This window comes from Mycobacterium sp. FW102-FHT13B02, from assembly GCF_058790275.1.
Map to the genome: position 1 here is coordinate 130,170 of NZ_JBYTCM010000001.1, position 14,773 is coordinate 144,942.

The 14,773-nt window shown below is 65.5% G+C and carries 14 protein-coding genes; 4 read left to right on the top strand and 10 right to left on the bottom strand.

The window, feature by feature from the left end:
• Window positions 1-38 precede the first annotated feature (38 nt).
• Window positions 39-509, top strand: a complete 471-nt coding sequence (locus tag AC3WTE_RS00635; RefSeq protein ID WP_492434812.1) for a hypothetical protein — start codon at window positions 39-41, stop codon at window positions 507-509.
• Window positions 510-585: 76 nt separating this feature from the next.
• Window positions 586-1,941: an NRAMP family divalent metal transporter gene (locus AC3WTE_RS00640; RefSeq protein ID WP_492434814.1), complete on the top strand. Its 1,356-nt coding sequence runs from the start codon at window positions 586-588 to the stop codon at window positions 1,939-1,941.
• An 83-nt stretch (window positions 1,942-2,024) separates the two neighbouring features.
• Here AC3WTE_RS00640 and AC3WTE_RS00645 read toward each other — a convergent pair whose 3' ends face one another.
• The 6 genes from AC3WTE_RS00645 to AC3WTE_RS00670 form a co-directional block, all read right to left on the bottom strand.
• Window positions 2,025-4,115, bottom strand: coding sequence for an adenosylcobalamin-dependent ribonucleoside-diphosphate reductase (locus AC3WTE_RS00645; RefSeq protein WP_492434816.1), 2,091 nt, complete (start codon window positions 4,113-4,115; stop codon window positions 2,025-2,027).
• A gap of 8 nt (window positions 4,116-4,123) precedes the next feature.
• A complete protein-coding gene (locus AC3WTE_RS00650) occupies window positions 4,124-4,588 on the bottom strand; it encodes a DUF5709 domain-containing protein (RefSeq protein WP_492434818.1) in 465 nt (154 codons plus the stop codon).
• A 10-nt stretch (window positions 4,589-4,598) separates the two neighbouring features.
• Window positions 4,599-5,033, bottom strand: coding sequence for a CBS domain-containing protein (locus AC3WTE_RS00655; RefSeq protein ID WP_459369471.1), 435 nt, complete (start codon window positions 5,031-5,033; stop codon window positions 4,599-4,601).
• Between the two features lie 617 nt (window positions 5,034-5,650).
• Complete coding sequence (locus AC3WTE_RS00660; protein ID WP_492434821.1) at window positions 5,651-6,430, bottom strand: hypothetical protein; 780 nt, start codon at window positions 6,428-6,430, stop codon at window positions 5,651-5,653.
• A 990-nt stretch (window positions 6,431-7,420) separates the two neighbouring features.
• Window positions 7,421-8,212 (bottom strand): thioesterase family protein, encoded by a 792-nt coding sequence (locus AC3WTE_RS00665; protein ID WP_492434822.1) that lies wholly within the window; start codon window positions 8,210-8,212, stop codon window positions 7,421-7,423.
• The gene (locus AC3WTE_RS00670; RefSeq protein ID WP_492434824.1) at window positions 8,209-9,042 is read right to left on the bottom strand and encodes a RecB family exonuclease; all 834 of its coding nucleotides are present in this window, start codon (window positions 9,040-9,042) and stop codon (window positions 8,209-8,211) included. Before AC3WTE_RS00670 ends, AC3WTE_RS00665 begins: the two co-directional genes overlap by 4 nt.
• A 221-nt stretch (window positions 9,043-9,263) precedes the next feature.
• Here AC3WTE_RS00670 and AC3WTE_RS00675 point away from each other — a divergent pair, with 221 nt between their 5' ends.
• On the top strand, window positions 9,264-10,091 hold the full coding sequence (locus AC3WTE_RS00675; protein ID WP_492434825.1) for a tRNA (adenine-N1)-methyltransferase: 828 nt from the start codon (window positions 9,264-9,266) through the stop codon (window positions 10,089-10,091).
• Here AC3WTE_RS00675 and AC3WTE_RS00680 read toward each other — a convergent pair.
• Genes AC3WTE_RS00680 through AC3WTE_RS00690 form a run of 3 tightly spaced genes read right to left on the bottom strand, consistent with a single transcriptional unit; the run spans window position 10,088 to window position 11,442 of the window.
• Window positions 10,088-10,381 carry a DUF503 domain-containing protein gene (locus AC3WTE_RS00680; protein ID WP_492434826.1) on the bottom strand — a complete coding sequence of 98 codons (294 nt, stop codon included), beginning with the start codon at window positions 10,379-10,381 and terminating at the stop codon, window positions 10,088-10,090. The two genes, AC3WTE_RS00675 and AC3WTE_RS00680, sit on opposite strands and share 4 nt — an antisense overlap.
• Window positions 10,382-10,388: 7 nt before the next feature.
• Window positions 10,389-10,916 (bottom strand): lipoprotein LppK, encoded by a 528-nt coding sequence (lppK, locus tag AC3WTE_RS00685; RefSeq protein ID WP_492434827.1) that lies wholly within the window; start codon window positions 10,914-10,916, stop codon window positions 10,389-10,391.
• A 19-nt stretch (window positions 10,917-10,935) separates the two neighbouring features.
• Window positions 10,936-11,442, bottom strand: coding sequence for an MTB12 family secreted protein (locus tag AC3WTE_RS00690; RefSeq protein ID WP_492434828.1), 507 nt, complete (start codon window positions 11,440-11,442; stop codon window positions 10,936-10,938).
• Between the two features lie 158 nt (window positions 11,443-11,600).
• Between AC3WTE_RS00690 and arc the strand changes: the two genes are divergently transcribed.
• Entirely contained in the window at window positions 11,601-13,448 is a 1,848-nt protein-coding gene (arc, locus tag AC3WTE_RS00695) for a proteasome ATPase (protein ID WP_492434829.1), read from the top strand.
• Window positions 13,449-13,503: 55 nt separating this feature from the next.
• On the opposite strand, the gene AC3WTE_RS00700 is transcribed toward arc, so the two are convergent.
• Window positions 13,504-14,688, bottom strand: coding sequence for a hypothetical protein (locus tag AC3WTE_RS00700; RefSeq protein ID WP_492434830.1), 1,185 nt, complete (start codon window positions 14,686-14,688; stop codon window positions 13,504-13,506).
• Window positions 14,689-14,773 lie beyond the last annotated feature (85 nt).

Here is a 14,773-nt window from a genome sequence, read left to right on the forward strand (position 1 = left end):
CATGGCCTTGGCAACGGGTCCGTTCGACGGAGGTAGTTATGAGCATCACCCCGCACATCCAGTCGCGGACGCGTCTGTTCGCCCGCGTTCTGGGCCCGTATCTGTTCATTGCGGCGCTGACCATGATCGGTCGAACCGCCTACATGCGTTCGATGATCGAAGCGTTCAGCGCGGATGCGGTATGGCCGTGGGTAGCCGGCGCGTTTGTTCTGCCGATGGGCCTTGCCGTGATCGTCCTGCATCCCTATTGGCGTGGACCGTCCGCTGCCATCGTGTCGCTGCTGGGCTGGCTGAGCGTCGTCAAGGGCATCGCGCTGATGGCCTTCCCCAAGGCTTACCTGTCCATGGGCCAGTCTGCGCTCAGTGCCGCTGCGTGGTGGCAGGCAGGCTCGGTGTTGGTCGCAGTGGTCGGCCTGTACCTGACGTACGTCGGCTGGGCTCCCGTCCACAGCCATCCGGATTCGTACCAATCCGCGGGCGCTGTAACCGATATGCCTCACGCTGCGTGAATCCCGACCGCGTGCGGCCAGGTCTCGCCGCGCCGGCTGCCGATCTTGCCGCCGAGATGACAAACTTGCCGCCGAGATGACAGATGAGAGTGAGACCCAGAAGAAGCAGCCATTGGCCGGTGGGGACGCGATGACGTCTCGTGGGTCGCGTGCGTCACTGCGTGCCCGGGCGGCGGCGGCGTGGAAGGTCCTCGGTCCGGGGTTCGTGACGGGATCGTCCGACGATGATCCGTCCGGTATCCAGACATACAGCCAGACCGGGGCGCAGTTCGGCTACTCTCAGCTATGGGTGGCTGCCTGGACATATCCGTTCATGGTGGCGATCCAGGAGATTTGCGGCCGAATCGGAATGGTCACCGGCCGCGGCCTGGCGTCGGTGCTACGCGAACATTATTCGCGTAGGGTGCTTTTCGTCGCTGTGTCGCTGCTCATGGTCGCCAACATCGTGAACGTCGGCGCTGACCTGGGAGCGATGGCGGCCACTGGTCAGATGCTCGTTCACGTCCCCTTCCTGGCCTGGCTCGCGGCGATCGTGGGCATCTCCCTGCTGCTGCAGATCTTCGTGCCGTACCCCGCTTATGCCCGGTTCCTGAAGTACGCGAGCCTGAGCCTGCTCGCATATGTCGTGGCGGCCTTCGTCATTCATCACCCGTGGTGGCCCGCGGTGGCGGTGAGCGCATTCGTTCCGCATGTCGAGTGGTCGCGCGACTACGTGCTCAACATCGTCGCCGTCCTGGGCACCACGATCACGCCCTACTGTTTCTTCTGGCAGGCCGATCAGGAAGCCGAAGAGGATTTCGCCCGTGGCCGAATGCAGTTCTACGGCAAGGGTGTTCCGGTGGTCCGCGACAGGGACATTCGCAACATGAGGGTCGACACCACGATCGGCATGGGTTTTTCGAATTTCGTGCAGTTCTTCATCATCCTGACGTGCGCCTCCACTCTTCATCAAGCGGGCGTATTCAGCGTTGACACACCGGATCAGGCCGCCGCTGCGCTACGGCCACTTGCCGGCGACTTTGCCTTCCTGCTCTTCGCGATCGGCATCATCGGGGTCGGGTTTCTCGCGGTGCCCACCTTGACGGGTTCGGCGTCCTACGCGCTGTCCGAGGCGCTGGGCTGGAAAGCGGGGCTCGGATACACCTTCCGCCAGGCCCGTGCTTTCTACGTCGTGATCGCGTTGGCCACGCTTGTCGGTGTCGGTCTGAATTTCATCGGGATTCCGCCGTTCCGGATGTTGTACTACGCCGCCGCAGTCAACGGGGTGCTGGCTCCTCCGCTGATGGCGCTGATCGCGTTGGTCGGCAACAACCGATCGATCATGGGTGAGCACGTCAACGGCCGTTTCGCCAACGTCATGGGCTGGGCGATGGTGGTGATCATGGGTGTGTGCGCTGTGGCGTTACTCGGCTCGCTCATCACCGGTGCGTGACGGCAACAGGGCTTGGGTCGCACCTGCTGTTACCCGCGCACTCAAGATGGAGCGGTTCCGAGTGTGTGGGTATGTCCCCACCCTCAGAACTCGCACGTTCGCCCCACACACCCGCCGCTGAACCCGGTATCTGCCTGGGCTAGTGCGGGTTCCGGCGCGGCATAGGACAGCACCTGGCCTTCGTGGCTGCCATAGCGATAGATCGTTATGCCCTTGACCCTCGCCTTCCACGCGGCCAGATAGATGGCGCGGACATCGTCAACCGTAGCGGCAGCTGGCAGATTGACGGTCTTCGATACTGCGGCGTCGACGTGACGCTGCACCGCGGCCTGCATCCGCAAATGCCACTCCGGCGCGATCTCGGCAGCAGTCGGGAACGCCGCCCGCACGTCCGCGGGCAACCGTGAATAGCCCCGTACTCCGCCGCGCTGCGCGATGACGGCGGTCAGCTCATCGCTGTAGAAGCCGCGGTCGCGGGCCAGACGATCAAAACACGGGTTGACCTCCAGCAGGTGCCTGCCGACGATCGCCCGGGTGAAGGCGATTGCGAACATCGGCTCGATCCCCGCGGTGGTGCCGGCGATCAGCGAGATGGTGCCGGTCGGAGCAACGGAGGTGAGCTGCGCGTTGCGCCGCGGTCCGCCATGGGCGAACCGGCTGTCGGCGAGCGCGGGAAACGCACCTCTTGTCTCGGCCAGCCGACGGGACGCCAGGTGCGCCGACCGTTGAATGCGGCGCATGACTCGCTCTGTCAGTTGCACCGCCTCCTCGCTGTCGTACGCAATGCCCAGCACCGCAAGCAGTTCCGCCAAACCCATCACGCCGAGTCCGACCTTTCGGGTGGCGCGGGTTGCCTCGCCGAGTTCGGGGAAGGGGTAGCGGCTGACGTCGATCACGTCATCGAGGAACCGCACAGCCACCGTCGCGACGTCGGCGAGCTTGTCCCAATCGACGCGACCGTCGGTGACCATCCGGGCCAAATTGATCGAGCCGAGGTTGCACGACTCGTACGGCAGTAGCGGAACCTCTCCGCACGGGTTCGTCGCCTCGATTCGGCCCAGTCCCGGCACGGGATTGGCTCGATTGATCGTGTCCAGGAACAGTAAGCCCGGATCGCCGCACCTGTGCGCGGATTCGCAAATGGCGTCGAACAGCTCGCCTGCCGGTACTCGGGCAACGGTCTTGCCGGTGCGTGGATTGACCAGCCGATGCGTGCCGTGCCTTTCGACGGCGCGCAGGAAAGCGTCGCTCACACCGACCGATAGGTTGAAATGTGTTAACTGGCGACGTGATTCGGCCTTGGCGGTGATGAAGTCGTGGATGTCCGGGTGTGACACGTCGAGCACCGCCATGCACGCACCGCGACGACGCCCGCCCATCGAGACCACGGCTGCGGCGGTGTCATAGAGCTGCAGAAAGGACACCGGTCCGCTTGCCGTGCCACCGGTGCCGGCCACCCGATCCCCGGCGGGACGCAGGTGCCCGAACGAATACCCGGTGCCGCCCCCAGCCCGCTGGATCTCGGCGGCCTGGCCCAAGGTGGTGAAGATGGAGCGCAGCGAATCCTCAACGGGCAGAACGAAACAGCCGGAGAGCAGGCCCAGGTCGGTGCCGGCGTTCATCAATGTGGGCGAATTCGGCAGAAACTCGAGATTCCGCAGTAGCGCCGAAAACCGCTCGGCCCACTGCGCCGATGAGCCCGATTGATACTCGTCTTCCGCCGCGGCGACGCAGCGCGCCGCGCGGTCCATCATCTCGCCGGTCGACTCGGTGAGAGCGCCCTGCTCATCGCGCAGCAGATAACGTTCGCGCAGCACCGTGGCCGCGGCCAGGCTCAGCTTCAGCTCGTCGCGGACCCCGAGCAATTCCTTGGCCGTGCGCAACTCGGCATGACGGTGCCGGTAAATGATGTATGCGCGGGCGACATCGTCAAGGCCTGCTTCGCCCAGCCTCGCCTCGACGAAATCCTGAATCTTCTCGACCTGTGCTACACCGGGTCCCAGTGCGTCGGCAACGGACCTGGCCACGACGCCCGGCATGTCGGGATCGTCGTTCGCCACCTCGCGGGCCGCCCGCGCGACCGCAGTTTCGATCCGGGTGACGTCGAACGGCACGACGGTCCCGTCCCGGCGCTCTACCTTCGCCGGCCACCGGGGCGCCGCCGTGGACCTCATCGCCATAGCTACCGGTGCGGCGGTACTTCATCATCGATGACATGAACGGCGGCTTCCTCTGCGGAAGCTGCACCGCCGCTGATACCGACGTCCGTGGCAACCAGCTCTGCCTCGGTGTCTTCGCCAAATCCCAAGTCCGGTGCGACAAGTCGACCTGCTCGCGCGCGGCCGACCTCTCTTCGCTCAGGAAATTCCGCTTCGCGCTCGGCGTCATCGGAACGTTGCTGTTCGTCCGCGTCGAGTATGACGTCAACGCGTGATGCCGGATCGTGTTCTTCCTCCGCGAGCAGCTGGTCCATGCTCTCCGAGGGGCCGAAGGCGCCACGCCCGTACAGCCGCTCGGGCGGCGAGTATCCCTCATCCAGCACGTCGTCGATGCCGCGTTCGATCAGGGTGTCCTGCGGCTGCAGCTGGTTCTCGTTTTCCACGCCGTATTCGCCTGCTGCCGGGCCGGTCTCATAGTGAGTGCTCATGATCTGCTGGTCAGTGGCTGGCGAGGGCAGGCGGGGCGCAGACGGCCTTGACGAATTGCGCGACGGCGTATTCGGGTAGATGCCGCGCGATGTCGCCTTCGCTCACCATGCCGACCAGGCGGTGATCTTCGATCACGGGTACCCGGCGGACTTGGTGTTCCTCCATGACGTTCAGCATCTGCTCGATACCGGCGTCGGCGTCGACGTAATAGGTGCTGCCTTGGGCAAGCTCCGCGGCGGTGACCGTATTGGGGTCATGCCCGGCGGCGATGCATTTGATGACGATGTCGCGGTCGGTGATCATGCCGTGCAAGCGATCATCGTCCCCGCAGATCGGTAGCGCACCAACGCCCAACTCGCGCATGTGCTGAGCCGCCGCGGTCAATGTCTCGTGCTCTCCCACACATGTTGCTCCGGCGTGCATGATGTCACGGGCCCTTGTCATGGTGTGTCTCCTCAATATCGAAGGGAGCCGGGGGGCTTCGGCTCCTCGCACAGTTCGATATTTCACCGCGGCGCGAGCCCGATCTAGGGCCATTCGGCCTTCGAGGCGAGGGCGCTGGACTTCACCCCACGACTGGTTGGGAAACCTCGACGGTTTCCCGATTCGCTGTCGGCACTGCTGCGTTCGGCCCGGGGCCTTGGGGTCCACGGTCAGGGTCATTGGCCTCTATGGCCAGCCGATCTTCACCCTGCAGACTTGTCCACAACTTCGCGGGCGGCGTCGAAAATTTCACTGTAACAACAATTTAGGGTCCGGTCAGCAATCGCCGGACGCATCGACATCTCGTGAAAGAAAGAGAGATGAGGATCATGCCCTCTATCACCTGTCCCGTTTGTCATCGGCATATTGCCGTAACGAAGGAACATCACCAGAAGACGCCGCAGCATGACGACCACAAAGGACAGCCGTGCCGAGGTACTGGCCGCGAACCATTGCCGGGTCCTGAACCTGCTTGATCGTGGTTCGGCTGTCATATCGGCACTGACCATTTGATGCAGGTCGCGGTCTGAGGCTCCGCAAACCTTCGTGGTGATACGCGTCAGCGAATCCCGCCGGTACTAGCCGTGCTCACCTGGTTGCGCGCCGGTCGCCGACTCATCTGGCTCAGCCTCGGAGGCCAGCTCGATCGCGGCCAATGTGAACTGTTCTGCCAGTTCTTCGATGGTACTGGCGGAAAACCGGCCGGATGCATACCACCAGTCCAGCTGCAATATCCCGTCGCAACGGTAAGCACGCAACTCCAGCGTATGGGCCGGCCCCGGGTGAGCCCCGACGATGCGCGTCATGCCGTAGCCGAAAAGCACCTCCGACACCTGATCCGGGTCGGCGATCGCCTCGTCGAATGCGTTGCGCACATTACGCAGCATTTCCGTGGCCGAAACTTTGTCGTACGAGACACACTGCAGCGGGATACGCCGCACCACGGCCAGGGCGCCGCCGACGCGTTCGTTTGCCGCAGCCACGTCGAGGACGATCTGTCCCGGCCCGATCACCCGGTCGATCGCACGTCCGAGGGCGGCGATGAGGAGTACTTCGACGTCCAGCGTGAGGTACCAGCTGGCACCGTCGACCTCATCGGTGATCACTTGGGACATCGGAGCCTCGAGCCGAGCCATGTCGAGCGAGGTGCCGGACGAATCATCGGTACCGAAGTCGTAGTCGGCGACATGTAATGGGGTCGGACTGGCGGACGGACAAACGTCCGTCCTGGTGGAGTATGCGAGATTCATAGCTATGTCAGCTTTCGTTAAGTTCTGCTCTTTCTGTCCAGATCGGTAACGAACCGGTAGATCGGGTCCCTCGTTCATGGTTTCGGGCCCGAGCTTGGTCGGGTTCATCGCCAGGCCGGAGACTGGGTCGGCGGCCTTTCGACACCGTTGGTCAATCAGATGTCTTCGTTGTGAATACGCCTGAATTCGGTAGCTGAGCGACTCGCGAAAGGCCCCGCGCTGGGGGACTTAAGTCACCCGATTGCCAAGGTGGGCTACATATCTGCCGAGCCATGGGCCCGGCGACCGCGGTGTGGATGCAAGCAGATGGTTTGCCCGAGAGGTGATCGGGCGGCGTTTTCCGGCGCCCCGACGCCTACGCCAACGGTCGTGTGATCGTCCGGGCGGCGTCGCTGCACAGTAGTGACGTCGTCGCGGTAGGCGGGCCTCGCGGAGGCGAACGTGCCATGGCCGTGTGGGTTGATCCTTTATGTGGCAGGGGTTTTGGTTGAGGCTCTGGAGTGCGTGACTTTGAGCAATCCTGATACTGCGGTGATCAGCCCGGTTGCCGCAACGAGTAACGTCGCGATGGCGGTGATGATGGGGGGACCAGCAATTGTGTTCGAGCTGGGTTGAGCGACGCTGGGCGGCGGGGCGGTCACAGGTGTTGGCACTAGCAGAGTGGCGGTGACAGGGGAGTCTGGTGCCGCGGTCACGGTGATGGGTTTCTGCGGCTCCCCGAGATTGGGTGGGACTGCTATCTGGGTCTGGGTCTCGGGTGGCGTTCCGACCGACTTGTTGGGGTCACGCGGAACAATTGTTATGCGCGGTTCCAGAGGAGGCGGGACCGACGTGCTGGGCGGGTGGGGTAACGACGTGGTCTTGCTTCCTGAATGCGACGCGATGACTACCCCGAATAGGATCACGGCCAACGCGGTCAGCGAGAGTCCGACCGCGATCCACAAGCGACCCCGGCTTTGCTCGGCAGGCTTCGACCCCTCCACGCCTATAGCATGAGCGCCTTCGGCGTGACTTGGGGCCGGTCTGCACAATTTTCCTATACCTGCGTATTTGGTGAACTGTTCAGACGCGTGCCGAGCGTTGTCTCGGCACGTCTGGTCAGCGCCGCTGTACCAACAGTGTTTGCGCCGAGGTCCCGATGAACCCCTGCTCGTCGAACAGCTCGGCGGTCGTCGACCCGAGGCCGTCCGGACCGATCGAGCCGCGGGCCCGCAGGCAGAATTCGGGGCCCACGGGTGCGCGGTGCAGGTGCACCGTGGTGTCGGTGTTCATGAACATGAACTCATTCGGATCCAGCGCGGCGCCAACGCCATTCGCGGAATCGACGACCATCGCCAGCCGCTGCAGGTCGGTCGGCTCCTCGTCGTCGACCAGCGAGATCAACGGCCGCATCCACACCACGGAGGCGCCCGCGTCGTCGGGTTGCGGAACCCAGGTGACGGTCTCGAGATAACCGGGCCGGCCCTGCCAGTGATGCCGGAACCCGGTATCGGGCACGCGGGTCATCGGCGGGTACCGGTCCAGTACGGCGTCGCGGGTGTCGCTGCGGGCGATCAGCCACGCCGACAGCCGCGCCACCGCCCGCTCGGAACCATCAGGCTGGGTGGCCGTCATCTCCGCGGTCATCATGCAGATCCGGGATCCGGGCCGCGACACCCACGCCCGAACCGCAACGGGTGCAACGGGAATGGCGCCGAGAATGTCGAGAGCCAGCCGGCCCACCTGCATGCCGCTGCCGGCGGCCAGCTCTTCGATCGCCTTGGTCAGCAGTGCCAGCGGCGGCGAACCGTGCTGGATGCTCGTATCCCAGTTACTGCCGGTGCCTTCGGTCGATTCGAAGCGCTGCAGATCGCCGTCGGCGCCCCGCCGACGGTAGTAACAGTCGATCATGCGACCCCGAAGCCCTCGGGCCAGCCGGGATACGGCGGGGGAGTGCCACCGAAGGCGGGGCACAACTGCTGGTGCGAGCACCAGGAGCACAGCTTGGACGGGTTGGGCCGGAAGTCACCGGTCTCGCCTGACTTCTGGATGGCTTGCCAGATGGCCATCAGCGTCTTTTCGAACCTCTCCAACTCAGCAAGATCAGGGCTGTAGTCGAGCACCTGACTGTCGGCCAGATACAGCAACCGCAGCCTCGCTGGCACCACGCCACGCATGCGCAGCAGCGCCACCGCGTAGAACTTCATCTGGAACATGGCCTTGAACTCGGCCAGCGCCCGGGCTTCCGGTGGCGCCTTGCCGGTCTTGTAGTCGACCACCCGCAGTTCGCCCGTCGGTGCCACGTCGATCCGGTCGACGAATCCGCGCAGCAGCGTCCCGTCGGACAGCTCGACCTCGACGCGTTGTTCGCAACTGTGCGGGTCGAAGCGCGTCGGATCCTCAAGCCGGTAGTACCCAGACAACAACGTGCGGGCCTCGTCGAGCAGCGTCTCCCGCAGCTCGGGCGCGATCTCGTCCGCAAGCTCGGGCTTCTCGGCGACCACCGCGTCCCACGCCGGCGTCACCAGCGACAGCGCGGTCTCCGGGACCCGGTCGGTGGCGGGCAGTGCGTACAGCTGTTCCAGCGCGGCGTGCACCACCGAACCACGCAACTGCGCGGTGGACGGCGGCTCCGGCAGCCGGTCGATGGCCCGGAACCGGTAGAGCAGCGGGCACTGCTTGAAGTCACCGGCCCGCGACGGCGAGAGCGCCGGCCGTCGGACAGGGGCGGCAGAGGTCATGCGCGATCCGCCTTCGGCTGCTCGCTGGCGGTGCTCATGCGCGATCCGCCTTCGGCTCCTCGCTGGCGGTGCTCATGCGCGATCCGCCTTCGGCTCCTCGCTAGCGGTGGTCATGCCAGCAGCTTAGGTCGCGACAGCGACAAATCGGCTCAGCCGGGCCGTCCCCAGACTTCGTGAACCCCGGCCGTCAGCCGGGACAGGTCGGCTGGCAGGCTGACCCGGTGCGAATCACCGGACCCTTCACCGTCGGCGACCGCGTCCAACTGACCGACGCCAAAGGCCGGCACTACACCATGGTGTTGGCGACCGGTGGGGAGTTCCACACCCATCGCGGCATCATCGCCCACGATTCGGTGATCGGCCAGCCCGAGGGCAGCGTGGTGAAATCCACCAACGGTGACCCCTTCCTGGTACTGCGTCCGCTGCTGATCGACTACGTCCTCTCGATGCCGCGCGGTGCGCAGGTGATCTACCCGAAGGACGCCGCGCAGATCGTGCACGAGGGCGACATCTTCCCGGGCGCAAGGGTTTTGGAGGCCGGCGCCGGCTCCGGTGCGCTGACCTGCTCACTGCTGCGGGCCGTTGGTCCGGGCGGTTCTGTGACGTCCTACGAGGTGCGCGACGACCATGCCGTGCATGCCGTGCGCAATGTCGAGACCTTCTTCGGCGAGCGGCCCGAGAACTGGAACCTGGTCATCGCCGACCTCAACGCCTATGACGGCGGGCAGGTCGATCGCGTGGTGCTCGACATGCTCGCGCCGTGGGACGTGTTGGAGACGGTCTCGAAGGCACTTGTGCCGGGCGGCGTCCTGATGGTCTACGTCGCTACCGTCACGCAGCTGTCGAAGACGGTCGAGGCGCTGCGCGAGCAGCAGTGCTGGACCGAACCGCGGTCGTGGGAATCGTTGCAGCGCGGCTGGGACGTTGTCGGCCTGGCGGTGCGTCCGCAGCATTCGATGCGCGGCCACACCGCGTTCCTGATCAGCGCGCGCCGGCTGGCACCGGGCGCGGTGACGCCGCAGCCGCTGCGACGCAAGCGCAATATCTAGTCCTCGCTGCTGACCAGACCCCGCCGGACCGACAACAATTCGATCTCGGGCCGGGCCGCCACCTGACGCTCGGCGGCATCGAGCACCTCGACGACGTGCTGACGGTCAGCCGCGACGGTCGACACCCCGATCGCCGCGCGACGGTGCAGTTCCTGATTGCCGCTCTCGGCAGCGGACACGAAGAATTTGCGCTGCAGTTCGGCGATGATCGGCCGGATCGCCGAGCGCTTCGCTTTCAGCGAGTGCACGTCGCCCAGCAACAGGTCGAACTCCAGCCAGCCGACCCACATCGACAGCTCAGCGGGCCGGGGTTGTCGCGGCGTCAGGCCCGCCCGGCTGCCCCAGCTTCAGCAGCAGGTTCGCGGTCTGCCGATTCAGCTGCCAGGAGTCGCGGATGGGGCTGAATTCCATGGGGAACGTGAACTTGTTGTCCGGTGCGGCGACGGAACTGATCGTGATCGTGGCGATGATGTCGCCCGGCTGCCCGGCCGACCACAGCAGGTCCGCCGCCGTCACGTTCATCGGATTGAAACCGTTGTCGCGCAGTGCCCTGGTGAAGTTGTCCAGCCCGGTCTGATCCTCGGCGGTGCCGTATTGGATCAGCCCGATCTTTTGGGCCGAAGGCACCGCGGGGTCGGCGATCTTGTAGAGCACTGCGGTGAGCGCATCGGGCGATGGCAGCGGCGCTGTCGCGGGGGACTTGGCGTCGGTGGTGAGCAGGGAACGGGGCATCGGGTCGGCGGGCGGCTCGACGTGTTCACTGCACCCGGACAACCCGATCGCCGCCGCAATGACGGCGATCAAGGTCCCTCGGGTTGGGTTCACCGGGCGGCTCCTGGTGTGCCTACTTCACCGACGACAGCAGGGTCATGGCCGACCCCTTGGAGAGTTGCCAGCCGGTGGGGCTCGGGCCCGCGACGAAGGTCAGCGGCTGAGACGCGGTGGCGCCGGTGGCGGCAGTGGCTGTCACGTTGGCCGTCGCGGTGCCGTCGCCGAGGTCGTCGATGTCGGCAACGGCGAAGCTCATGGGGAACACGCCCTGCTTGACGGCGTTGCTGTACGCCCGGTCGGCGGTGATGGCCTCGAGCCGGCCGACGCCGCCCTGGATGTAGCTGCCCTTGGACCCGGCGAAGCTTCCGGCGGCCGTCAGCCCGGTGAGCGTCGACACCAGTGATGTCTGCAGGCCTGGCGCGGGCGCCTGCGGCAGCGGCACCTGGCGAACGACCGGCGCGACCGCCGCCCGCATCCCAGTGGTCGGGATGGCCGTCTGGGAAGTCACAGTCGTACCGACGGCTGCCGCGCCGACGAGGGCGGTGGCTGCGATGCCGGTGACGAGGGATTTGACGATCACTGCGGTCCTTTCGATGAGCCCGACTTGCGTATGAGGTTAACAGCGCGGTCAGAGCAACACCCGTGTGTCGTGATTCCTTCGACGCCCATGAACGGCAGATCGCCGGTAGCGTTGAGGTATCCGCCGCACCAACTTCCGGTGTGGGAAAGGAGCGCAAGATGTCTGAAATGGATCGCCCGGACGCCTTCGGCAACCCGGGCACATCTCATCAGAACCCCATGTCCAGCACCGATGCCGCCGAGTTGGCGCGGCTTCGTAGCGAAACGGCGGCGCTGCGCGAGCAGCTCACGACCGCGGCCGCGGCGCACCGCGGGCCGCGTGATGTGCAGCAGCTCGAAGCCCGCATCGATTCGCTGACGACTCGCAACGGCAAGTTGATGGACACCCTCAAAGAGGCGCGGCAGCAGTTGCTGGCGCTTCGCGAGGAGGTCGATCGGCTCGGGCAGCCCCCCAGCGGTTACGGCGTCTTGCTGCTGACTCACGACGACGACACCGTCGACGTCTTCACCTCCGGTCGCAAGATGCGGCTGTCGGTGTCGCCGAACATCGAGGTGTCCGAACTCAAACAGGGCCAGACCGTCCGGCTCAACGAGGCGCTTACGGTGGTCGAGGCGGGCTCGTTCGAGGCGGTCGGCGAGATCAGCACCCTCCGCGAAATCCTCAACGACGGTAAGCGCGCCCTCGTCGTCGGCCATGCCGACGAGGAACGCATCGTCTGGCTCGCCGAGCCGTTGATCGCGCTCGAGTACCTCGACCCCGAGATCGTCGAGCTGCTGGACGGCGCCGACGACCTGTTGGACGAGCGAGCGCGCAAGCTGCGGCCCGGTGACTCGCTGCTGGTCGACAGCAAGGCGGGCTATGCCTTCGAGCGGATCCCGAAGGCCGAGGTCGAGGATCTGGTCCTCGAAGAGGTGCCCGACGTCGCCTACAGCGACATCGGTGGCCTGACGCGGCAGATCGAGCTGATCCGCGATGCGGTGGAGCTGCCGTTCCTGCACAAGGACCTGTACCGGGAGTACTCACTACGGCCGCCCAAGGGCGTCCTGCTGTACGGCCCTCCTGGTTGCGGCAAGACGCTCATCGCCAAGGCTGTCGCCAACTCGCTGGCCAAGAAGATGGCCGAGCTGCGCGGCGACGACGCCCGGGAAGCCAAGAGCTACTTCCTCAACATCAAGGGCCCCGAGCTGCTGAACAAGTTCGTCGGAGAGACCGAGCGGCACATCCGGTTGATCTTCCAGCGGGCGCGTGAGAAGGCGTCCGAGGGCACTCCGGTGATCGTGTTCTTCGACGAGATGGACTCGATCTTCCGCACCCGTGGTACCGGTGTCAGCTCTGACGTCGAGACCACCGTTGTGCCGCAGCTGCTTTCGGAGATCGACGGTGTCGAGGGCCTGGAGAACGTCATCGTCATCGGCGCCTCCAACCGCGAGGACATGATCGACCCGGCGATCCTGCGGCCCGGCCGCCTGGACGTCAAGATCAAGATCGAGCGGCCGGATGCCGAAGCGGCGCAGGACATCTTCAGCAAGTACCTCACCGAGGACCTGCCGGTGCACGAGGACGACCTGCGCGAGTTCAACGGCGACCGGACGTTGACCATCAAGACGATGATCGAAAAGGTCGTCGACCGGATGTACGCCGAGATCGACGACAACCGCTTCCTCGAGGTCACCTACGCCAACGGCGACAAGGAGGTCATGTACTTCAAGGACTTCAACTCCGGAGCCATGATCCAGAACGTGGTGGACCGGGCCAAGAAGTACGCGATCAAGTCGGTGCTGGAAACGCAACAGCGCGGCCTCCGTATCCAGCACCTCCTGGACTCGATCGTCGACGAGTTCGCCGAGAACGAAGACCTGCCCAACACCACGAACCCCGATGACTGGGCGCGGATTTCGGGCAAGAAGGGCGAGCGGATCGTCTACATCCGCACGCTGGTCACCGGCAAGTCGTCGAGCGCCAGCCGCGCGATCGACACGGAATCCAACCTGGGGCAGTACCTGTAGGCACGACGCCTGTGAGGGCTGTGCACGCGAGACTCCGGAATCGCGTGCACAGCCCTCACAGTTGTTTGCGGTCGGCGAGATACCGGTCGCGGGCGTCCAGCCGGCGGCGCAGGCTGTCGATCTGGGGGTCGACGAACTCGGCCCGGTATTCGGCGTCGGTGGTGGTGCGCGCGGTGATGTACATGAAGGTCAGCGCACCCAGGAACAGCGCGGTCTGAATCAGCGCTTCCGGCACCGGCAGCGTCATGCCGAAGACGGTGCCGTCGGGCGAGCCGTTGTTGCGTGTCCACTCCGCCAGCAGTTTCGGGCTGATGAGGATCAGGCCGAGCACCAGGAAGATGAATGCGGTCACTAGGGCAACGATCAGCAGTTGCAACACCTGGGACATGGCCAGCACGAACACCACGTTGACCCGCTCGATGCGGGTCAACGGGATTCGGCGGGCGGGCTGAGGCATGTGCTCGAACGGGGTGCCGACCAGGATCGCGTCCTCGGCCTCGGGCGCATCCGGTTGCGTGGCCGTCAGGATCGGCCAAACCCGGTCGATGGTGGTCGTGATGACGAATGCCACGGCGATCAGGGCCAGGAAGCCCAGCGCGGACCACAGACGTGCTCTGCTGACGATCGCTGCCATGAGCCAGACGTAGGTGTTGAAGAACACCAGCACGGTCAGCAGCATGATCGGCAGGGCTCTCACGAACAGACTGCCGACCAGTGTCAGGTTGTGGGCCGTGACGTCCAGCGCCCAGCCTAAGATGGAGCCGATCCCGGTCGCGGTGCAGACCAGGATGGCGGCGATGATCACGGCCACGTACACGACGTTGCCGGGGACCTTCGGGCCCGGACCGCCGAGCACCGCGCCGGCGGCGCACACCGCCACCGCCACGGCGGCCGCCGCGGCCCGGTTGCGCCACGACGAGATGCGCGACACCAGCCAGCCGGCCAGCGCGGCCACCGGCGCCACCAGCACGACCAACGCCAGGACGAACCACTCGGTCCGGGTGGGTTGGCCTTCGATGTTGATGGTGTGTTTGCCGGTGACGGCGGTGACGAGGATCGAGTTCGCCATGAACACCGCGAACGCGGCCAGCGCCGGTGCCGACCGTTGCCACAGCCGCCGCACGAGCGCTCCTGGGCGCAGCACTGCGGGCAGACCCCGGCGCAGAAACCAGGTCTCGGCGGCGACCCGCTCGCTCGGCGATGACTGATCCCGTCGCTTCGCTCGCCCAGATGCGGTCATGCGCCCCATGGTGCAACACGGACACCCGGCTGTGTGCGTGGACGGCTTTCTCGCCGGGGCTCGGCTCCGGCCTGTCGGGCCGACG